The sequence below is a fragment of the Saprospiraceae bacterium genome (genome assembly GCA_016717265.1).
Lineage (GTDB): Bacteria > Bacteroidota > Bacteroidia > Chitinophagales > Saprospiraceae > Vicinibacter.
In genome coordinates this window covers 3,118,621-3,140,269 of sequence record JADKFX010000001.1, presented here as the reverse complement: position 1 = coordinate 3,140,269, position 21,649 = coordinate 3,118,621, and the positions used below count along the sequence as shown (strand labels likewise).

The following is a 21,649-nucleotide window of genomic DNA, read 5'->3' as shown; positions in this document are numbered from 1 at the left end:
CCATTTATCGAGCGTCAGATTATTTAAAACTGAGATGCCTAACAGAATAATAAAAATTTAAACCGAATCCAAACATCAATAACACATGGAATAGTAAAAATGAATAATATTCAATATAAATTCCCATAGCAATTGCAAAAATAAAATAGAGGCAAATAAATGCTTCTACCCAGGTTCTCATGGTAATTTTTTGAACCAAATAACTATTTTGTAAAATATTATCTTTTAAAGTTGTTAAATTGAATTTTGGAGTTCGAATAAATGCTGATTTTTTACCAGAGTATCCTTCCAGAACAGCGATGCTATTATGAAAGCTAAAGCCCATCGATATTGCCATAAATGTTGGAAACAATGTTAAAAAACGAAGAAATCTATTTTTTACATGTTTTTCTTTCCAGCACATCATGTTATTGGCCTCATAAAAAACAGACATAACCGATAAAGTACCCAATAAACAAAAGCCTAAAAAAGTTGCTTTTAATTCCATATTATCCATAGAGTAAAGTACTGGAACACTAATTAAAGCGACCCAAAAGATCATTAGAAAAATGCCACTGCTTATCAGATGCATAATCGCATGAAATTTTGTAGAAAATGGAAGATCTGATTTTAAAATTATAGGCAATAACTTTCTTGAATTTTCTGCCCCACCTTTCATCCAGCGAAATTGTTGTGATTTTAGACCATACATTTCAGCAGGCAATTCTGCAGGACAAATAATATCTTCAACATATTGAATTTTCCACCCCTTCAGCTGTGCTCTGTAACTTAAATCAAGATCTTCTGTTAAAGTGTCAGATTGCCAACCACCGGCCTCATCAATGGTAGTTTTACGCCAAATACCAGCAGTCCCGTTAAATTGGAGAAAATGCCCAGCGGCACAACGTCCAGCTTGTTCTACCGTAAAGTGAACATTTAACTGGAATGCTTGCAATTTCGTCAATAAGGAATAATCTTCATTGATATGCTCCCAACGCGTTTGTACCACACCTACTTTAGGATTATTAAAATAGGGCATACTCTTTTTAAGAAAGTCTGGTTCAGGTAAGAAGTCGGCATCAAAAATAGCTATAAAATCACCCTTACAAACTTTAGTACCTTCTTTTAAAGCACCTGCTTTAAAACCACTCCGATCCGTTCTATGGATATGGTGGATGTCAAATCCCAGGTTCTGATATTGACCAACTTTTTTACGAGCATGTTCAGCCGTTTCATCGGTAGAGTCATCTAAAACCTGAATTTCCATTCGATTTTTTGGATAATCCATTTTACTGATATTATCTAACAATCTATCAATGACATACAGTTCATTATAAATTGGTAACTGAATAGTTACCATGGGGTGTTCATCTGAATCATTTAGGGGCGGTAATAATACTTTTTCCTTTTTTTGTTTTCGATAAGCCTTCAACAAATTAAGTTGAAGAATGGAGAAAACAGTAATGTATAAAAGACATGCAGTATAAATGCAAATCAGAATTATTTGAAATTGATCCATATAAAGGCAAAATTAATCAGAGCTTAGATGCCATAACGTATGTTGGCTCTAATTTTTTAACACAATTTTAACCTTTAACAAAACTTTTGAATATTATAAGGAGAATCTTTGAACCTGCACCTATAACTCCTTTAAAAGTGCCTGAAATTTTAGAAATTCCAATCCGTTTTCGATAGCTAACCGGCACTTCTCCGACTCTAAATTTATGCTTTGCAGCTTTAACTTGCATTTCAACCGTCCAACCATAATTTGGATCTTCCATTTTTAACTCCAATAATTTCTGAAATCGGATTGCTCTAAATGGTCCTAAATCAGTGAAATGATAGTGGAACAAAATTTTGATTAAATAGGTAGCCAGTTTGTTTCCAAATCTTTGAACTATCGTTAAAGCACCTTTTTCTAAATTTCCTGAAATCCTGCTTCCGATTACAAGATCAAGACCTTCGGTTTGCATTTTGTCAACAAGTAATATCATTTCTTCAGGATAATCGGAATAGTCGCCATCAATAAAAACCAGGATATCTGGATAATTCGCTGTTCCGTTTGCAATAATCTTTTGAATTCCTGCTTGACATGCAGAGCCATAACCCTTTTTACCAGCAACCAACACTTGAGCTCCGGCTTCTAAAGCCCGGACTGTGGTTGCATCAGTGCTATTATTGTCACAAACATAAATATTTCGAACAAATCCTTTAGGAATAGCCTTTATTACAAATCCAATAGATTTTTCTTCATTTAAGGCAGGAATGATGACATCTATTATCAAAACTTCGGTAAAATCGATAGCATACTAGTGTGATTCAATTAAAGGGCGTTAAGGGCTTTAACTAAATATGTTAACACAAATGGAAGACCCACCCAGAACCAAGCTGGATAAAACCATAATAAAAATACAGTACCGACGGTTGATATTAAGAAATAAAGCCAATCGCTACGATGAGAAACATTCTTTTCAGACATGGGTTATTAATTATTTGGCAAAAATAGTATTATTTTAGAATCTATCTTTAAGCGTTTTTATGATTTATAATAGAAAAGTTCTTTATAAAATAGCCAGTATGGCTTTCTATACATGGTTTTTAATTACCGCTTGCCATGAAGAAGATTTCAATACAGACCCTGGAGCATTTTTAAGATTTGAAAACGACACCGTCAGTTTTGATACGGTATTTTCTACAATAGGCTCTGCAACCCGGTTTATTAAAATTTATAACCCTCATAAACAATCCATTCGAATCGATCGGGTTTACATTAAAAATGGGAATCAATCAGATTTTAAAATGAACCTCGATGGAATTTCTGGTAATACAATTGAAAATATTGAAATCCGGGCAGAAGATAGTATTTATATGTTTTTTGAAGTAACAGTAAATCCAAATGATCCAGTGGAATTTAGTCCTTTTATTAAAACGGATTCTGTTTTTCTTGAATATAATAGCAATCAACAAAAAATTCTACTCTTGGCTTATGGGCAAAATGCAAATTACATACCCTCAAAATCGAATAAAGGTGGAGTTGAATTAATAGATTTAAAAGGGAGCACCCAAATTTGGGATGATCCACGCCCATATATCGTTTATGGAATTATATATATAGATAACGGCAACTTGATTATTCCTGCAGGTACTAAAGTTTATTTATGGGGTGGATTAACGAAAGCAATTGATGGAAATGGAAATTCATTTTTCTATAACGATGGCAGAATCATCATCGGTCCAAATGCTTCTATTAAAGTGGAAGGGACTAACGAAAAACCAGTCGTATTTCAAGGGGTTCGATTAGAACCTTTTTATCAGAATATTCCGGGTCAATGGTCAGGTATTTTTTTAGATAAGAAGAGTAGAGGAAATGAATTTAATTATACTGAAATTAAAAATAATTTGATTGGGATCATTGCAGACTCTTTATCAGAATGTAAAATTCAAAATACGATAATTTATAATAATTCATTGTATGGGGTGTATGCTTCTTCAGCAGATTTGTTTATGTCTAATTGTTTAATTTATAATCAAGGATCTTCTTCATTATACTTTACAACAGGTGGAAATTATGAAGTGAATTATTGCACATTGGTAAATTTTGGAAATACGGATCCATCGGTATATTTGAGTAACGCAAGATGTATTGACGTTCCTTTTTGTAGTGAAATTTATGAATATCCTCTGAAATCAACTTTTGTGAATTCAGTAATCACAGGATCCGATGAGGATGAATTGTGGATGATGGAAAAATCAACATCGAATTTTGAGCCAAAATTTCAAAACTGTTTATTCCGAATAAAAGATTTAATTAAAGAGTTTCCTCAATTTAATTCCCTATACGCATTTGACTGTATTAATTATGAGCGCTTTAATTCTTTGTTTAAAGATATTTCAAATGACAATTTTCACCCGGATACTTTATCCGTTTTGGAAAAAAAAGCGATTCCAATTCCAGGTATAACCACAGATCTGGATGATAGAACGAGAGATGTTCTAATGCCAGATATTGGATGTTATGAGTATTTTGTAAAGTAGTTTCTATATAACGCACACTAGAAAACAGTCGCATGAAATGAAAAAAAAATTTGGCTAATAAACGAGTGTTTAACAAAACACGTTTTCACTACGCTATCCTTACTACTTCCTATTATGTCAAGCGGATCGATTGTTTTTTAACGCGATTTATAAAGAAAAAGCCAATAATAAAGAAGATCATCAGTGCCAAAACACTCATGCGCATACTCCCTGTGTATTGATTGATAAATCCGAAGATAAACGTTCCAAATACGATGGAAGCGTAATAAATTACATCGTAAAAACTAAAAAAACAGGTGACATCCGGATGATCTTTCGGTATGATTTTAGAATATGTGGAACGCGATATAGCTTGAATTCCTCCTAATACCATTCCAACGAGTGCTGCTAAAAAATAAAACTGATATTGAGTGTAAACAAAATATGCCAAAAGACAGATAATAGCCCAAATCATTATCATGATTTTCATTGCAATTAAATTGTGTGTTTTATTTGAAACCGTTGCAAAAATATAAGCACCTGCTATAGCCACTAGTTGCAGAATTAAAATAACGATAATTAATTCAGCAGATTCAAAATGCAATTCTTTTTTTGCAAATGCAGATGCTAAATAGATTACAGTTTGTACACCAGCACTATAAAAGAAAAATGAAATCAAATAATTTTTAGAATTGATATCTTTTTTTATATAATTCCATGCTTTTTTTAATTCTTCAATTCCACGAAACAGATGCCAGCTTTTTCCAGAAGTCGTTATATCATTTGGTAACCATGCAAATGTAAATTGTGAAAATCCTAACCACCAAATTCCGACACAAAGAAATGATAAACGCGCAGCCGTTTTTCCATCAAGAATACCAAACCATTCAGGTTTTTGAATCATTGCTATATTCAAGCATAACAAAATCACACTACCAATATATCCAAAAGCATAGCCTCTTGCACTCAGTTTGTCACTTCGACTTGGAGGAACTAATTGCGATAAATAGGAATCATAAAAAACTAAAGAACCAGCATGACTCGAGGTCGCAATTAAAAATGCGATGACCCCTAACCAGATAGTCTCATTTCCTTTAAAGAAAAATAAGGCCATACAGGCTAAACTTCCTAAAGTGGTAAATAATCGCATAAAGACTTTTCGATGTCCTCCATAATCGGCTATTCCAGATAGGACCGGAGAACAAAAGCTAATGAATAAATACGCTAAAGAAACTGAAAATGCATATATGGAAGCATTTGACATTTGAAGGTTTCCTATTTCAATTACAGGATTCGTATTGTCAAGAAAATATATTGGAAATATAGCAGTAGAGATTACCAAAGAATAGGAGGAATTTGCCCAATCAAATAAAACCCAGCCTAATTCTGCTTTTTTCGAAGTTTCCATTTTGTTTGAAGATTAATTTTACAAGAATACAAATTATACTTCGGACTAACTGATAAAAAACTTAATTTGCCAGCTCTTTAGATTTCTGAATTTTTTTAACATTAATTGAATTTGTTTTTATGAGGTTATTGATCTTGTCCAGGAATGCCACACTTTACAGCACTCAAAGTTTAATTCAAGCGGCAACAAAGCGGGGTCACCAGGTCCAAATTGCAGATCATCTAATGTGTAATATAATAATAGAAAAGAACAAGCCGCAATTATATGTTGGACTTGATCCTATTGGGCCTATAGATGCGGTGATTCCCAGAATTGGAGCTTCTGCAACCGATTATGGAGCTGCAGTGATTCGCCAACTTGAAAACATGAGCATCTTTTCCACCGTGGGTTCTGAAGCATTATTAAAAGCAAGAAATAAGCTCCATTGTATGCAGTTTCTCAGTTCTAAAGGGATTGATGTGCCAAAATCTGGAATTTCTGGAGGTGATTATTGCGCGGGCATGGTTTATGATCAAATTTCAAAAGAAAAAGCTGTGGTTAAATTGCTTTCGAGTACACAAGGGCTTGGTGTAATTTTAACGCATTCTAAAAACCAAGGCATATCAGTTATCGAAGGGTTTCATAGGGTGGGTCAGGATGTATTAGTGCAGGAGTTTATTGCGGATGCGAAAGGTTCAGACATAAGAGCTTTTGTCGTAGATGGAGAAATTGTAGGGGCAATGATCCGACAGGCATTGCCAGGAGAATTTCGTTCGAATATTCACCGGGGAGCGAGCTCATATATTGTAGATTTGACCAAGGAAGAACAGCGAATAGCGATTCGAGCTGCAAAATTATTGGGTCTTTCCATTGCTGGTGTAGATTTATTGAGATCTGGTCGAGGACCTTTGATTCTTGAGGTGAATGCATCCCCAGGCTTAGAAGGAATCGAAGGAACAACTAAAGTCGATATCGCTGGAAAAATTATTGAGTTTGTAGAACGAAATATCGCAAGCGCTAAATAACTAAATAAGGAATCGTGTTTATAAAATTTATGAAAACTCTTTAATGACAAGTTTCAATTTACAAGGTCAGGAATTCCCTTTGGGCAGTTCAGGTTTAGTAAGAATTAACGCCGGGAAATTGCCATCTGGCAACCGGATTTCAATTTTCACTTATATTTTTAGAAGTAAGAATCCTGGGCCTACTGTATTATTTTTAGGGGGCATGCATGGGGATGAAATCAATGGTGTCGAAATTATCAGAAAAGCAATAGCATCCCATTTGTTTAGTCAGTTAAATGCTGGAACAGTAATCGCAATTCCATTATTAAATATTTTTGGATTTATAAATTTTTCTAGAGATGTACCGGATGGCAAAGATGTAAACAGAAGCTTTCCAGGAACTGGGTCGGGATCTTTAGCATCTAGAATAGCTAAAATAATTACGCGTAAAATTTTGCCATTAGTTGATTTTGGTGTTGATTTTCATACAGGCGGAGAACAACATTATAATTATCCACAATTACGGTTTTCTTCAAAACATGATGAAGCCAGATTATTGGCACTTAAATCCAATTTTGATTTACTCGTTGAAAAACCTGTGGTTGGTAAATCAATGCGAAAAATTGCAAAGGATTTAAAAATTCCAATTTTAGTATATGAAGGTGGCGAGTCTAATAAGTTGGATGCATTTGCAATACAAAATGGGATCGATTTGATTAAAGATATTTTATCCGCACATCAAATGTTGAAAACGGGCACTAAAAATCAAGTTGTAAAAAAATTATTTAAGAAAACAAGTTGGGAACGAGCTCAGGAAGGAGGTATTGTAACCTATAAACGGGAAGCAGGTGTATATATTTATAAAGGTGAATTACTCGCAATAATTTCAGATCCTTTTGCACAAAGAGAAATTCGTATGCATGCTTCCAGAGATGGTTTTATTTTAAGCCATAATAATGCACCCTTAGTAAATGTGGGTGATGGTATGTTTCATTTTGCATTTGAAGAAGAACGCTATGCAAGTATTATTTAAGGTATTTTGTTTAGGTTTTTTATGTTCCTTAATTTCAATAGGGATCCATGCACAATCCTTGCATTCCAGGAAGAAAATAAAAAAACTCATTAAGCACTTTGTCGCCGATACCTTGCCTGATGAAACGAGTATAAGTTTTTATCTCGTTGACTTATCAAACGGACAGAAGATTGCATCGTATGATGAAAATAGAGCTTTGGTACCGGCTTCTATACAAAAAATTATTGCAAGTTCCTTTATATTGAAGGAGACATCTTTTGATTTTAAATATCGAACCCCATTTTTTTTGCAAGGCATAAAAGATTCTGGTAGCATATTTCAAGGAAACCTGGTGGTCATAGGAAAAGGGGACCCAAGTTTAGGATCAGAATATTTATCAGACGCCTATACTATGTCCCAACTTGCAGATACAATAGCAAATCGTTTGCTGCTTCAAGGAATAAATACGTTCACAGGAACCATTAAATTGGACGAACAATTCATTTCTGATATTCCGGAAAATAAAGAATGGCTTTGGTATGATCTGGGTAATTATTATGGTGCCGGGTGTTATAGCATAAATTATTTAGAAAATGAAGCTAAAATTAGTTTGGATGCATCACTAATAAATGGTGGAATATGCGAAATTAGAAATATTCAACCTGCGCTATTTAAACATCATTACCATTCCAGTGTAATTGGAGTACAGCAACCTGCTTTAAATGAAGTGTATGTTTTAGGAACTTCTCAAGCAAATATACATGCAATTAAAGGACAATGGAAGTGTTGTACAAAAGATACATTAGTCATAAGGTCTGCTTTAATGCAACCAGCAAAAACATTTGGAGAAGCTTTGTTATCGAGTTTAAGAATTCGAGGGATTCGCTTTTTGGAATCGCAAGGAGAACATTTGGATGAGAAAAAATTATTATATGAATATGCATCTCCTTCTTTAAATCGATTGGTTCAGAGAGCGATGCTAAAGAGCGTGAATTTATATGCTGAGAGTTTTTTACATACGCTTGGATTTATTTGGAATGGTAGTACAAATCGTCAAAAAGCTCTTGATACACTAAATGAAAAAATTAAAGGGATATTGAATTGTGAAGCCGACTTTATACTTGAAGATGGGAGTGGATTGTCGCCAAAAAACATGATTTCAGCATTTCGAATGGTTCAGTATTTACAATGGATAAATAAACAAAAGGAGCTCGAAAAATATTGGATGCTTTTGCCAGATAACAAGAAGGAGGGGAGTTTGTCGAAGTATTTAAAAATATTGCCAAAACAAAAAGTGGAACTCAGGCTGAAAAGCGGATCTATGGAACGTGTAAGAAGTTATGCAGGCTACCTTGTAAAAGATAATAAACCTAAGTATGCCATAAGTTTAATTGTAAATCATTATAGCTGCAGTGGAGAAACGATGAACCGAATGATCGGAAATTTTGTAAATGACCTTATGAAAACCAAATTATGATTCTACGAATATTCATGTTTGCGATGCTTTTTATCCATTGTACCAATAGGAATAAACCTAAAGATATTTCTGAGATTAAACGGGAACAAGACAGCTTGCGAATTCTGGAGGAATCTAATCAAGAGCAGGATAGCAGGGATCGTACAATATGGCAAAAACCATATGATATTATTCATATGATGGGTAGCCTGGAAGGAAAGACAATTGCGGATATTGGTGCAGGGAGTGGATATTTTTCTTTTCGATTTATTTATGAAGCCGCACATGTAATTGCAATTGATATTGTTCCTGAATTAATCCAATTAATGGATCAAGAACGCAAATTTTACAAATCTGAATTGCAAGATAAATTTGAAGCGCGATTAGCAACACCGAATGATCCAAAACTAAATCCTAATGAAGTAGATATAGTTTTTATTGCGAATACCTTTAAGTATATTCCAGATAGAATTAATTATCTTAGAAATCTCAAATCGAAGTTTAAAGCCGATGGCCGAATTATGATTGTAGATTTTAAAAAGAAGATGACCCCCATTGGACCTTTGCAAAAAAATCGGATGGCTCAATCTGAAGTGGAGCAAGAACTTATGGACGCAGGTTATAAATTGATATTATCAGATGATTTGAAATTAGAATATCAGTATATTATTATTGCTGTACCTGAGTGATGAAGAGCATCTGATTTAATTGTAAATTCTTGCGCTAATAAAAAGAAAATGAGTACAACGTTATTAGCTAAAAGTTTTAAATTATTTTTAATTCACCAAATACACATTAAAGTTGTAATAATTCATCTCGACCTGGTCCGGTAGAAAGTAGTTTTACTGGAATTCCACTATGTTCATTTATAGTATTTAATAAATGTTGGACCGCAGTTGGCAACGCATCTTTAGTTTTACAATTTGCTAAACTTTGATTCCAGCCGGGTAAAGAAATAGCACTAACCTCTTTTATTTCATCCAAATGAAAAGGTAATTCGTTCGTAGTAATTAAATTATCAAGGGTATATGTTTGCACTAATTTTATTTCATCAAAAGAGTTTAATACATCTACTTTTGTGATACAAAGGTCTGTTACACCATTGATCATGGTGCTGTACTTTAATTGCACAAGATCAAGCCACCCACATCTTCTAGGTCTTCCTGTGGTGGATCCAAATTCATTCCCTTCGATACGAAGTTTTTCACCTACAGCATCTGTTAATTCTGATGGAAATGGCCCTGAACCTACCCGAGTGCAATAGGCTTTTGCAATGCCAATTACTTTTCTGATTTTATTAGGCGGCACACCAAGACCTGTGCAAATTCCCGCTGCAATAGTGTTAGAAGAAGTAACAAAAGGATAGGTGCCAAAATCAACATCCAACATTGTGCCTTGTGCACCTTCTGCAAGCACTGCAGTATTTTTATCTAATAAATTATTTAACCAATATTCTCCATTAATTATTTGAAGTTCTTTAATTGTTTCGATTGCTTCGAACCATTTTTTCTCTTCCGCTTCAATATTAAAATCAGTAGTTGGAAATAATTTTAAAAATTGTAGATGTTTTTCTTTAAGTGAAAAATAATCTTGTTTAAAATTAAATAAATTTAGATCTCCTATACGTAAACCATTTCTTCCTGTTTTATCCATATAACATGGACCAATCCCTCTAAGCGTTGAACCAATTTTATTTTTACCTTTCGCTAGTTCTGATGCCTGATCAATCCAACGATGTGTAGGTAAGATTAGATGTGCTTTCTGGGAAACGAATAATCGTTGGTGGAGATCTGGAACATCCTCGGATACCATTTGAATTTCACGAGCCAGGGTAATCGGGTCAATTACCACACCATTACCTATTAAATTTAAAGTATTTTTTCTGAAAATTCCAGATGGTAATGTGTGTAAAACAAATTTGCGGCCTTCGATCCAAAGTGTATGACCAGCATTAGGTCCGCCTTGAAACCGGCAAACAGCATGGTATTTGTCAGCCAGAAAATCTACAATTTTACCCTTTCCTTCATCCCCCCATTGTAATCCTAAAATGGCATCTACCGGCATATAAATATTGAGCTTTGGTAAGGCGCGAAGGTAGATAAATATAGTAAATTTTTAATATTTATTAAAGTTCAAATGCATTGAAATTGTACAATCTTAGGCAGAAAATGGAAAAATCTGATTATTTTAATGATCAATTCGTTGTACACTGGAAATTCCTTCCAATTTAGAAAGTGCCGTGATTATATGATTTAGATGAGTTCGGTTATTCACAATTAAACCAATTTTACCTTCAAATGTGCCTTGATGACCAATGATACTAAAGGAAGTGATGTTAACACCTAGTTTTGCAGAGATATGATGCGATAATCGTTCAATGACGCCAGGGCCATCATCAATTCCAATGATTAATAATTCAGCTGTAAAGGCTTCTTCAATCATATCCGACCATTCTGCTTTTAAAATACGGTAACCATGATTGACCATTAAATGTTCGGCATTCGGACAATTGGATCTATGAATTCGCAAACCGCTGCTTGAAGTAACATAACCAAAGATTTCATCTCCATGCAGTGGATTGCAACAATGGGCTAAAGTATAATTATATTGACGTGCGGGTTCTCCATTCACAAGGATCCCTACTTTTTGTAACACAGGATTTGCACTTGGTTTTGTTACAGGTTCTTTATCTTCAGCGGGTTCAGATTTTTTTTCAATCAATCTGCCTTTTTCAATATTGAATAGTTTCAGACTATCATTGATATCAATTTTTTCTTCCCCAATTGAAAAGTATAAGTCAAATCTGGACTTGAAATTTAAAATTTTAGTAAGGGATTCTAAATTTTCATCGAGGTCTAATTTTGCATTTTTTAATTTTCGATCTAAGATTTCTTTACCCATATCAGCAACTTTGCGTTGCTCTTCTTTTAAGGCAGTTCGGATGCGGGCCCGGGCTTTTCCAGTAACCACTAATTTTAGCCAATCTTCAGTTGGTTTTTGATTTTTATTTGTAATAATTTGTACTTGGTCACCACTATCCAAAGTGTAACCCATTGGAACCAACTTATTATTGATTTTAAATGCAGATGCATGATAACCCACATCTGTATGAATAGAAAATGCAAAATCTAATACAGTTGCACCTTTTGGGAGTACTTTCATATCCCCTTTAGGAGTATAGATATAAACTTCTTCTCCATATAAGTTTGCTTTAAAATCATTTAAAAATTCAATCGCATCATTATGAGGTGTTTCTAAAACATCTCGAATACTATCAAACCAATGATCATAAACGCTTTGTAAACTGTTAATTTCCTTATATTTCCAATGTGCTGCAAATCCTTTTTCAGCAATTTCATCCATTCTTCGGGATCGGATTTGAACTTCAACATATCTCCCTCCTGGTCCAATAACAGTAGTGTGAAGGGATTCATATCCATTAGATTTTGGAGTGGTAATCCAATCTTTTAATCGCTCAGGAATGGGTCGATGGACGTCTGTAACGATACTATAACAAAGCCAGCAGGCAGATTTTTCTTTATCCGATGGAACATCAAGTACAATCCTTACAGCGAAAAGATCATAGATTTCTTCAAATCCAACTTTTTTCGTTTTAATTTTATTGGCTATGGAAGAAAGCGATTTGGGTCTGCCATAAATTTTATAGGGAATTGTTAATTTATCTAATTCAAATTTTAAAGGCTTGATAAAGTCATTTATAAATTTGTTTCGGTCTTTTTGTGTTTGTTTTAATTTATTATTGATTTCATGATATAATTCAGGTTCTGTTATTTTAAGACAGAGATCCATAAATTCAGATTTCAAATTATATAAACCCAATCGATGAGCAAGTGGAGCATAGATATAGCTTGTTTCAGCTGCAATTTTTAGTTGTTTATGCCGAGGCATAATGTCTATGGTTCGCAAGTTATGCAGCCGGTCGGCCATTTTAATCAATACGACTCGCACATCTTCTACTAAAGTAGACAGTACTTTTTTAAAGTTTTCGGCTTGCGGACTTTCAATGTTATATAAACCATCAAGTTTTGTTAGTCCATCTACAATTTTAGAAATTTTCGGACCGAATTTTTGCTCCACATCTATTAACTCAACTGGAGTATCTTCAACTGTGTCATGCAATAACGCTGCAATTACAGCAGTAGGGCCGAGTCCCATTTCTTCAAAACAGATTCTAGCTACCTCAAGTGGATGGGTAATATAGGGTTCACCGGATTTTCGTCGTTGTTTACCATGGGCTTCCATAGCAAATTCAAAAGCAGCGCGAATTTGAGTTTTGTCTTCAAGTTGGAGTGTATTATCACCAATAGCGCGTAATAATCTTCTATAAGCAGCCCGGATAAGCCGTTGGTCCTTTTCCTGTTGGGATTGGACATCTGCGATCATGGAATCAGATGAAGACATATTAGAATTACAAAATTAAGGATTATTTGTTGATTTTTAAGGATTTTCCAAGTATTAATTTAGTTAGAGGGCTTGTTGTTAAGCCTAAACACATATTTATTTATTTAATATGTAAATAAATTAAAACTCCTTAGAGAATCTGATCTTAATGATTAACTTTGCCGCGCATTTGCGGGCGTGGTGAAACTGGCAGACACGCCAGACTTAGGATCTGGTGCTGAAAGGCGTGTGGGTTCGACTCCCTCCGCCCGCACTGTTTCAAAACCTTATTGATACAGATCTTGTTTTATTTCCAATTTATTTAATTTTCGAATTTACATTCATGAATATACGGATTGAACCGATTACAAACCAACATGGATATTTAGTAGTATCTTTTAGCGTTGATGATTATTTGCCAAAAGTAAATGATGAGTTGAAACGAATTAAAAAATCAGCTCAGATTAAAGGCTTTCGACAAGGTGCTGTCCCAGATGGGATGGTTAGAAAACTCTATGGCGATGAAATTAAAGCAGACATTTTAAATAAACTCCTTAATAAATCTATTGAAGATTATCAAAAAGAGCAAGGACTTCAATTCTTAGGGGATCTAATCCCGGTGCCTTTAGAGGCTAATCAAGAGATTGTAGATGACCTGGAGTTTAAATTTGAAATTGGCATTTCTCCTAAACCCGAGATCGCCAAAATTATCGAAGGTTTTAGCCTTATTAGATTTAATGTAAAAATTCCAGATGATCGAATTGATGAAGAAGTTAAGCATTTGCAGGATAAATTGGGTGAATCTGCGGAAACGGAAGATTCAATTATAGCTGAAGATTTTATAGAATTGGAAGCTCAGGAATTGGAAAATGGCCAGGTTAAATTAGATGGTTGGAAAACACAATTTCCGGTATCTCTTGGCGAACATACTTTAGACGATTTTGCAAATAAACTGAAGGGCTTAAAAAAAGGAGATGTATTCGATTTAAATGTTGAAGAAATTGAAAAAAATCTATCTGAAAAGGAAATTCGCAAGTATTTATTAAAAATACCGGATGACCAATCCGAAGATTTTAAACCAGGAAATTTTTACAGAGCCACGATTACCAAAGTAATGCGTAAAACACCTGCGGAGCTTTCAGAGGAATTATACAAAAAGGCTTTTGGTCCGGATACCGTCATTACCAATGAAACTGAGTTGAGAGCAAGTCTAAGAACGAATTTAGAAGCTTATTTTGATAATGAATGTTCAAAATTTCTTGACATAGAATTGGTAAAGAAATTTGTCCACGAATCAGGAATGAACTATCCAGATCAATTTCTGATAAAATGGTTGCAAGCTACATATCCAGAATGGGCTGAGAAACAAGGCCATGAATTGGAACATGAATTATATCATTTTAAGGAGGGTATGAGTTGGAGAATACTACGGGATAAGATCCTGGAAGAAGGATCGCTTACATTGAAATATGAAGATGTTGCGGAAATTGTAATCGCAGAAATGAAAAATCAATATCCAGGGATTCAATTACCAGATCAATCTTGGCAGGAATTAGCAAAAAGAACGCTTTCCGATAAAGAAAAATCTATGCATTATTTTGTTGAAGCTCAAAATCAAAAGGCATTGCAATGGATTAAGGATAATATTAGTTTAAGTAATGCAGAGATTACACTGGATGAATTTAGAGATAAGGTAAAGGAAATCAATGCGCACAACCATTAATTAAATGAATTAAATTAAATACTATGTTTTCAAAAAATGAATTTAAGAAATACGCTGTTAAACATATGGGAATGTCTTCCATCCATCTAGAGAAATATATGGAACATTCAGTGCCGGATATCACTGGGTTTACGCCAACGGTTATTGAAGAACGACAAATGAATGTCGTAGGGATGGATGTGTTTAGTCGATTAATGATGGATCGGATCATTTTTATGGGAGTTCCTGTTAATGATTATGTTGCCAATGTTATCCAGGCTCAATTGCTTTTTTTGGATTCTGCAGATCCAAAACGGGATATTCAAATGTATATCAATAGTCCTGGCGGTTCTGTGATTGATGGATTGGGTATTTATGATACAATGCAATATGTAAATCCAGATGTTGCAACTATTTGCACTGGATTAGCAGCCTCCATGGGTGCTGTTCTTTTATGTGCTGGAACAAAAGGCAAAAGAACTTGTCTTAAACATAGTAGGGTCATGATTCACCAACCTTCCGGCGGGATGCAAGGTCAATTTAGTGATATGGAAATTTCATATAACTTAATCAAAACTATGAAAAAAGAATTGTATGAGATTTTGGCTATACATACTGGAAAAGATTTTGATACCATAGAACAGGATTGTGATAGAGATAATTGGATGTCTGCTTCTGAAGCTAAAGAATATGGAATTGTTGATGAAGTGCTTATCCGGGCAAAAAAATAAATAGCATAGTATGGCAAAAAAGAAGTCGGATTCTAACCCAGAAGAAAGTTGTGTTTTTTGTGGAAAAAAACAAACTGAAGTTAGTATTTTAGTGCAGGGTGAAAATGCCTCGATTTGTGAAGCATGTATTATGCATGCGTATCAAATAGTGGAAGAAGAAGTGAGCCAGTTTAAAACTACAAAGCAATCAGATAATAAATTTAAATTACCAGAACATTTTTCACCAAAATTTATTAAGAATTATCTTGATTTATATGTCATCGGACAAGTTGAAGCCAAGAAAACATTGTCTGTTGCAGTTTATAATCACTATAAGCGATTAACGGAAGTAAGTGATAATGAAGTTGAAATAGAGAAATCAAATGTTTTGTTTATTGGTCCAACAGGAACTGGTAAAACCTTACTTGCAAAAACACTTGCTAAATTGTTAGATGTTCCTTTTGCAATTGTAGATGCAACTTCATTTACAGAAGCTGGCTACGTAGGAGAAGATGTAGAAGGGATGTTAAGTAGATTGTTGCAATCCTGTGAATATAATATTGGTCAAGCTGAGCGGGGTATAATTTATATCGATGAAATCGATAAAATTTCACGCAGAAGTGAAAACCCATCGATTACAAGGGATGTTTCAGGAGAAGGTGTTCAGCAAGCATTGTTGAAAATTATTGAAGGTGCCGACGTTAATGTTCCACCTGCTGGTGGTCGCAAACACCCTGAGCAACAATTTTTAAAACTCAATACACAGAATATTCTATTTATTTGTGGCGGTGCTTTCGATAGTCTGGAAAAGATTATTGCAAAACGTTTAAACACGCATGTAATTGGGTATTCACAAGCTGGTGATCGCAAAGAAACAGACACTGAAAGTTTACTCAAATATGTAAACCATCAAGATTTAAAAAAATTTGGGCTCATCCCGGAGCTATTAGGAAGACTTCCCGTTTTAGCATATCTTGAAAATCTTTCAAAAGATTCGCTTATGGAAATTCTGACTATACCAAAAAATGCAATTATAAAGCAATACCAAAAACTTTTTGCAATGGATGGGATTCAGTTAGATATTAAGAAGGAGGCAATTTCTACTATAGCGGAACTCGCGTTTGAAAATAAGTTAGGCGCAAGAGGATTGCGCTCCATATGTGAAACCATCTTAAAGGAAGCAATGTTTGAAACGGATCGGAATGAAAAAAATAGAAAATTGATGATTGACCGACCTTATGTCTTGGAACGCATTGACCCGATGATGATTAAAAAATCTGCTTAAATCGTGTAGTCATTATTTTTTCAAATCTTCCGGATTTATAATTCATTTATTAAACCTTTGGATTAACGATAATTTCCAATTGGCAAACCTGTTGGTTGTTGACAATTTTCTGATTAAGCATTTTATTAAGGATGAATACTAATTAATTTACTAATTGATTTAAGATCAGAGGCAAAAGTTACAATGTATAGGCCTGGTAAAAATGAGTTTGTTTTTAATTCAAATGCATTTGAATTCATATTATTATGTAAAACTCTTTTTCCGGTTAAGTCCGTTAGCAAGATATATTTCGCTTTCATTCCTTGTATTTTGAAAGATATGTTATCATTGCTTACAAAATGCTCAATTTTTATGAATTCAGGATTCGCTTTTTCTGTTGTATACGTTGTTATTGGAGGGCAATTTCTGGATTGAAAAAAAGCTGAATCGAGTTTGTTGAAGTCAACTCCAAGATCTAATTGATCGGTCCCATTTTTAAAATACAAACTGTTGCTTTTTAATTTATAATTTTTGTAATCCAAAATGCCATTTGGATAGTCTGTAAAACCAACATTGGAAACGTTTGCAGGGAAATAATTTTGACTCATCATTTTGAAGTTCGAATATTTACTGGCATCACCGCCGATAAGTACATTTTTATGAAAGCGTTTATTGGAATCTGTAATGTCAGGAAAATAATGGGCAATCGTATTATTGCCTTGTGAATAACCGGGTCCATAAATTCCTTGATATCCACCTGCAGATACGTAGCTATTGCAAATATTATTGGTGAATGTAAAGTTTTTTGCGATATCATAAGCCCAGGTAATTGCACCTGTTTGAAAAATGGTATTATGATCCAGAATGATATCCATTGGTTCACCGATTTTAATAAAAATTCCATCATTAGGACCAGCAATATTTTGGTCGCCAAATGCAGGACCATTTATGTCTTCAAAAAGATTATTTGCAATTTTTATTCTTTTAGAGATCGTTCCGAGGCCACCATCACTTCCAGAAAGAGAAATTCCGGAGCCTGCATGTCTTATAATATTATTCGTGATTGTGACATCACTAACATCTGCTTGAGGCGAGCTGCCTCCTTCAATTCTAATCGTCAGTAAAATAGCAGCACCACTTTGACCTATTGGTAAATCTGCCCATGAGTTTTCAAGAATATTTCCATCCAGTAAAACGCGTACTCCAGTTTTTAATTCAAATAAATTTTTAATTGTCCAATGGGTTCCTGCATAACTTGGATGTCCAACTTTCCAGGACCAGGGTTTGTAAAAGTAATTTTGTCGAATTTCAATATCAGACGGAATAAGTCCTGGAATTGCTGTAGCAGCGCCACCAAAAAGAATATTTTCTCCGGAAGCCTCCAAATAATTATTAATAATTTTGAAAGGTCCTGGTCCATTGATTCCTGAGATTGCCTGGGCATCAAATCCAATGCTATGAAAATCGGAAATATAGGAATCCAAAATTGCAGCATTTGCACAATCTAAACGGACACCATATTTCATAATGGTAGCTTTGGTGTGTCCATGAATGTAACAGCGATCTACAATCAAATGATGTGGAATATTAGTCAGTGAATTTTGTGCAGAAGATCCATCTCCAAAATTAATCAAACCATAACTATTTAAAACGCTTGGATCCGCTGTTATTTCTATTCCAACAATTCGGTAATGATGTGCATTTGTTTGCGTGACTAGACAGGGGATTCCTGAAAGATTTGATGTTACAATTTTAGGCATGACACTCGCTTGTGTTTTAAATGTCATATTTCCTGTACTAGCAAAAGGAGCCACACGAATTTCTTCTTTTGGGAGTAAATCCATTCGAGACGAAATTAAGATAATCCAACCCGGGGCATTTGATTTTGCAGGAAGTGTAAATCCACCATTAAATCGGGCACCTGCATCTAGTATCAAAACGGTGCCTGGCTGTGCGGTGTTAATTGCAAGTTGCAAATCTTTAAAATCTCGACCTGTAGGCCCGACTGTAAAACGAAGATATCCTGTTGTATCAGGAAAGCAACTTGAAATCGATGAGGTATTCGGTAAATTTGGTGTTGCTATTTGGCTTTGAATTGCGGACCACAAAATTAGAAATATTAAAATCAAAGCCTGGTTAATAAAATTATTCATAGCGCACAATATTTGTTTTGTATCCTTAAATAGCTGAAGAAATTTCAGGTATTTTCTAATTGAATTAATTCAATTTATTGTAAAAGTAACGGAATTGGAATTAAATCAGCTATCATAGTATGTAAATAGGAAATTATTTATTGACTTTATTTTGATACTGATTCCGAAAGTAGTATAAACAATTCAGTTCATCTTGAATAATGCATAAGTATTTTTTAAACAAAACAGGCATTGGATTTACATCTAATGCCTGTCTTATTTTAAAGAATTTAAATATTTTTTATTGTATAACTTCTGGTAAAGCTTTGATATGTGCAAAAACATCGACTCCATTTACTTTGGATTCAACCAAATCATTTGTCATTTTTACTCCTTTTACATCATGTAAATTACCTGCTGGGGATACTGCTTTAACACCATAAAACTGCCCATCCTTACCGATTGCCTTAATATTAATTATATTTCCAGCTCGGTTAATTCCTTTAATATCAAGTTTTTCGCCTTCTGAAGTCAATGCTTTAATATCATAAATCATTCCATCTTCGCCTATAGCTTTCACTGGGTTGTATTTATCTTCACTGGAGATCACTTTGACTGGAAGTAATTTTCCATTAACTAAAGCTTTAATATCCATTAATTGTAGATTGTCATCTTCTACGATCGCTTTAACAGCATAAATTTTCCCATCTTTATCAATCGCTTTAACATCTAATATTTTTCCATCGGGGTGAATTGCCTTTATATGCCAAATGGAATCAATTTTAGATCCGTTTGTTTGTGGTATTGCCTTAATATGCGCATAAATATCGACCCCATTGGTTTTGCCTTCTATTTTATCATTCGTCATTTTTATTCCTTTCACATCATAGAATTGTCCATTTGGTGAAATGGCTTTGATTCCATAAAAAGCACCTTGCTTATTCACCGCTTTTATATTGACAATTTTTCCGTTATTACTGACACCTTTCACATCTAACTTTTCACCATCTGAACCGACTGCTTTAATATCATAGATCATTCCATCTTCGCCAATAGCTTTTACAGGTGCATATTTATCAGCACTTGCTAGCATTTTGACAGGTAGCCTTTTAACACCCAGAAGAGCTTTGATGTCGATAAGGTGTAAATTTCCTTCTTCAACGATCGCTTTTACATCATAAATTTTACCATCTTTATCAAATGCTTTTACATCTAATAATTTTCCCTCTGGATGGATTGCTTTAATATGCCAAATAACTTCAGTTGGGACTGCAGGTTTTGGCACTTCTTGAATTTTAGTTTCGTTTTGAGTTGGTTTGTTCTCATTACAAGAACTTAATGAAAACATGAATATACTAACTGGAAGTCCAACGAGTATAAAAAGTAAATTTCTTGATTTTTTCATTTTATTATATTTTATTTTATGAATGAATAAAATTTAAGTATAAAACGGTTCAGTTTTCAAATTTTTAATTTGAATGAATTGATTAATCTCTACAAAAACAAATATAAGATAGAATGACCATATTAGCAGGAATTACTAATAATTATTTTTTATTTTAAGCTTGTTATTTGTACTTCTTTTAGATTCATTCTAAAAACCAAAAGCATCATTAGAGCGTTCCAGAATAGGGTATTGTAATTTGTTCAATTTTAAAAATATAAAGAATCTATTTCATGGTAAAATTATAAATTATTTGCCATGAGAATTTATGAATTAGAATAGTCTGATTCTTAACAGAGCTGTTTTTTTTGTCAATAAGCTATTCACCCAGGACTTTAAGTATACTTTTTAGCTGCTAATTTAGTTTGCAAAAAACCAAACTATTATGACTTCATGGCTTGCTGTAATCGAATATTTGATTTTATTCTAAGAGATGCTTCAGGTCGCTTAGATTATTTAAAGTATTTGTATTTTAGTTGCTTCCAATGGTAATATACAGGCTCGCAATTTAGAATGTGGAAAGTGCCGCAATACATTGCTCTCGAATCGCCCAAAGTTCATTTAGAGATAGTTTTAATTGTTCGTTTTCACATAACCATTTTTCGAGAAATGTTTTATGATACCTTGTTTTAAAGTCTTCTATTTGAGTATGACTTATTTCAATTTCAGTTAAAATATCTTCTTTGAAGTTAAAAAAATTTGAATTTGGGAAGGTAAAATCTAAATTTTGATTTTCAAATTGTAGATAAGTATGCGCTTCCGGAATATATACTAACTTATGATTTAATAGTATAGCTTCTATTTTTGGGGTGTTTTTTGAATTCAATTTTAGAATACACAGTTTAAGTTTTAGCTTGTTGAAATTGTTTTCATCCGCAAGTAATTTGAGAAATCCATGTTTCGTACTACAGGTACCACATTGCTCATTAAATAGACTAGAGAACTCTAGTTTGTTTTGATTTCGTTTGTAAGCTAGCTGCTGGATATATATAGCTGCTTGTTTGAAAGAAAGCAGCCCATGCTTTCTACATAAATTTGATAATTGTTTGTTTGATAGAATTTCAAAATCAACAAGTGGCTGCATTTATTATCATTTTAAAGTTCCTATTTGGAAGTCTTGTCTGGCAATATGGTGATCAATAAT

The 21,649-nt window shown here is 33.8% G+C and carries 16 protein-coding genes and 1 tRNA gene; 9 read left to right on the top strand and 8 right to left on the bottom strand.

Going from position 1 to position 21,649, the window contains the following annotated elements:
* Window positions 1-19: 19 nt before the first annotated feature.
* Together IPO86_12340 and IPO86_12335 are read right to left on the bottom strand one after the other, a co-directional pair.
* Complete coding sequence (locus IPO86_12340) at window positions 20-1,498, bottom strand: glycosyltransferase (GenBank protein MBK9728895.1); 1,479 nt, start codon at window positions 1,496-1,498, stop codon at window positions 20-22.
* A gap of 67 nt (window positions 1,499-1,565) precedes the next feature.
* Window positions 1,566-2,264: a glycosyltransferase family 2 protein gene (locus IPO86_12335; GenBank protein ID MBK9728894.1), complete on the bottom strand. Its 699-nt coding sequence runs from the start codon at window positions 2,262-2,264 to the stop codon at window positions 1,566-1,568.
* Window positions 2,265-2,556: 292 nt separating this feature from the next.
* On the opposite strand from IPO86_12335, the gene IPO86_12330 reads away from it, so the two are divergent.
* Window positions 2,557-4,014, top strand: a complete 1,458-nt coding sequence (locus IPO86_12330) for a right-handed parallel beta-helix repeat-containing protein (protein ID MBK9728893.1) — start codon at window positions 2,557-2,559, stop codon at window positions 4,012-4,014.
* Between the two features lie 112 nt (window positions 4,015-4,126).
* Here IPO86_12330 and IPO86_12325 read toward each other — a convergent pair whose 3' ends face one another.
* On the bottom strand, window positions 4,127-5,401 hold the full coding sequence (locus IPO86_12325) for an MFS transporter (protein ID MBK9728892.1): 1,275 nt from the start codon (window positions 5,399-5,401) through the stop codon (window positions 4,127-4,129).
* A 119-nt stretch (window positions 5,402-5,520) separates the two neighbouring features.
* Between IPO86_12325 and IPO86_12320 the strand changes: the two genes are divergently transcribed.
* Genes IPO86_12320 through IPO86_12305 form a run of 4 tightly spaced genes read left to right on the top strand, consistent with a single transcriptional unit; the run spans window position 5,521 to window position 9,541 of the window.
* A complete protein-coding gene (locus tag IPO86_12320; GenBank protein ID MBK9728891.1) occupies window positions 5,521-6,405 on the top strand; it encodes a RimK family alpha-L-glutamate ligase in 885 nt (294 codons plus the stop codon).
* 43 nt (window positions 6,406-6,448) lie between these two features.
* Window positions 6,449-7,417, top strand: coding sequence for a succinylglutamate desuccinylase/aspartoacylase family protein (locus IPO86_12315; protein MBK9728890.1), 969 nt, complete (start codon window positions 6,449-6,451; stop codon window positions 7,415-7,417).
* Window positions 7,401-8,873 (top strand): D-alanyl-D-alanine carboxypeptidase/D-alanyl-D-alanine-endopeptidase, encoded by a 1,473-nt coding sequence (dacB, locus tag IPO86_12310; GenBank protein ID MBK9728889.1) that lies wholly within the window; start codon window positions 7,401-7,403, stop codon window positions 8,871-8,873. Before IPO86_12315 ends, dacB begins: the two co-directional genes overlap by 17 nt.
* The gene (locus tag IPO86_12305) at window positions 8,870-9,541 is read left to right on the top strand and encodes a methyltransferase domain-containing protein (protein MBK9728888.1); all 672 of its coding nucleotides are present in this window, start codon (window positions 8,870-8,872) and stop codon (window positions 9,539-9,541) included. Before dacB ends, IPO86_12305 begins: the two co-directional genes overlap by 4 nt.
* Before the next feature lie 106 nt (window positions 9,542-9,647).
* Here the strand turns inward: IPO86_12305 and IPO86_12300 are convergent, their stop codons facing one another.
* The gene (locus IPO86_12300; protein ID MBK9728887.1) at window positions 9,648-10,916 is read right to left on the bottom strand and encodes an adenylosuccinate synthase; all 1,269 of its coding nucleotides are present in this window, start codon (window positions 10,914-10,916) and stop codon (window positions 9,648-9,650) included.
* A 123-nt stretch (window positions 10,917-11,039) separates the two neighbouring features.
* Complete coding sequence (locus tag IPO86_12295) at window positions 11,040-13,256, bottom strand: bifunctional (p)ppGpp synthetase/guanosine-3',5'-bis(diphosphate) 3'-pyrophosphohydrolase (protein MBK9728886.1); 2,217 nt, start codon at window positions 13,254-13,256, stop codon at window positions 11,040-11,042.
* Between the two features lie 189 nt (window positions 13,257-13,445).
* Here IPO86_12295 and IPO86_12290 point away from each other — a divergent pair.
* From IPO86_12290 to clpX, 4 genes are all read left to right on the top strand, one after another.
* Window positions 13,446-13,527 (top strand) — tRNA-Leu (locus IPO86_12290).
* Between the two features lie 69 nt (window positions 13,528-13,596).
* Window positions 13,597-14,976: a hypothetical protein gene (locus tag IPO86_12285; protein MBK9728885.1), complete on the top strand. Its 1,380-nt coding sequence runs from the start codon at window positions 13,597-13,599 to the stop codon at window positions 14,974-14,976.
* 23 nt (window positions 14,977-14,999) lie between these two features.
* Complete coding sequence (locus IPO86_12280; GenBank protein ID MBK9728884.1) at window positions 15,000-15,686, top strand: ATP-dependent Clp protease proteolytic subunit; 687 nt, start codon at window positions 15,000-15,002, stop codon at window positions 15,684-15,686.
* Window positions 15,687-15,696: 10 nt separating this feature from the next.
* On the top strand, window positions 15,697-16,950 hold the full coding sequence (clpX, locus tag IPO86_12275) for an ATP-dependent Clp protease ATP-binding subunit ClpX (GenBank protein MBK9728883.1): 1,254 nt from the start codon (window positions 15,697-15,699) through the stop codon (window positions 16,948-16,950).
* 125 nt (window positions 16,951-17,075) lie between these two features.
* On the opposite strand, the gene IPO86_12270 is transcribed toward clpX, so the two are convergent.
* The 3 genes from IPO86_12270 to IPO86_12260 form a co-directional block, all read right to left on the bottom strand.
* A complete protein-coding gene (locus tag IPO86_12270; protein MBK9728882.1) occupies window positions 17,076-19,082 on the bottom strand; it encodes a hypothetical protein in 2,007 nt (668 codons plus the stop codon).
* 280 nt (window positions 19,083-19,362) lie between these two features.
* Window positions 19,363-20,466, bottom strand: coding sequence for a hypothetical protein (locus IPO86_12265; protein MBK9728881.1), 1,104 nt, complete (start codon window positions 20,464-20,466; stop codon window positions 19,363-19,365).
* A 547-nt stretch (window positions 20,467-21,013) separates the two neighbouring features.
* Window positions 21,014-21,589: a hypothetical protein gene (locus IPO86_12260; GenBank protein ID MBK9728880.1), complete on the bottom strand. Its 576-nt coding sequence runs from the start codon at window positions 21,587-21,589 to the stop codon at window positions 21,014-21,016.
* Window positions 21,590-21,649 lie beyond the last annotated feature (60 nt).

What these genes read in the sequence shown, in the direction of transcription:
- IPO86_12270 (MBK9728882.1), bottom strand. Translation starts at nt 19,082, where the DNA reads ATGAATAATTTTATTAACCAGGCTTTGATTTTAATATTTCTAATTTTG.
- clpX (MBK9728883.1), top strand. Translation starts at nt 15,697, where the DNA reads ATGGCAAAAAAGAAGTCGGATTCTAACCCAGAAGAAAGTTGTGTTTTT.
- IPO86_12280 (MBK9728884.1), top strand. Translation starts at nt 15,000, where the DNA reads ATGTTTTCAAAAAATGAATTTAAGAAATACGCTGTTAAACATATGGGA.
- IPO86_12305 (MBK9728888.1), top strand. Translation starts at nt 8,870, where the DNA reads ATGATTCTACGAATATTCATGTTTGCGATGCTTTTTATCCATTGTACC.
- IPO86_12260 (MBK9728880.1), bottom strand. Translation starts at nt 21,589, where the DNA reads ATGCAGCCACTTGTTGATTTTGAAATTCTATCAAACAAACAATTATCA.
- IPO86_12300 (MBK9728887.1), bottom strand. Translation starts at nt 10,916, where the DNA reads ATGCCGGTAGATGCCATTTTAGGATTACAATGGGGGGATGAAGGAAAG.
- IPO86_12325 (MBK9728892.1), bottom strand. Translation starts at nt 5,401, where the DNA reads ATGGAAACTTCGAAAAAAGCAGAATTAGGCTGGGTTTTATTTGATTGG.
- IPO86_12320 (MBK9728891.1), top strand. Translation starts at nt 5,521, where the DNA reads ATGAGGTTATTGATCTTGTCCAGGAATGCCACACTTTACAGCACTCAA.
- IPO86_12330 (MBK9728893.1), top strand. Translation starts at nt 2,557, where the DNA reads ATGGCTTTCTATACATGGTTTTTAATTACCGCTTGCCATGAAGAAGAT.
- IPO86_12340 (MBK9728895.1), bottom strand. Translation starts at nt 1,498, where the DNA reads ATGGATCAATTTCAAATAATTCTGATTTGCATTTATACTGCATGTCTT.
- IPO86_12285 (MBK9728885.1), top strand. Translation starts at nt 13,597, where the DNA reads ATGAATATACGGATTGAACCGATTACAAACCAACATGGATATTTAGTA.
- IPO86_12315 (MBK9728890.1), top strand. Translation starts at nt 6,449, where the DNA reads ATGACAAGTTTCAATTTACAAGGTCAGGAATTCCCTTTGGGCAGTTCA.
- IPO86_12265 (MBK9728881.1), bottom strand. Translation starts at nt 20,466, where the DNA reads ATGAAAAAATCAAGAAATTTACTTTTTATACTCGTTGGACTTCCAGTT.
- dacB (MBK9728889.1), top strand. Translation starts at nt 7,401, where the DNA reads ATGCAAGTATTATTTAAGGTATTTTGTTTAGGTTTTTTATGTTCCTTA.
- IPO86_12295 (MBK9728886.1), bottom strand. Translation starts at nt 13,256, where the DNA reads ATGATCGCAGATGTCCAATCCCAACAGGAAAAGGACCAACGGCTTATC.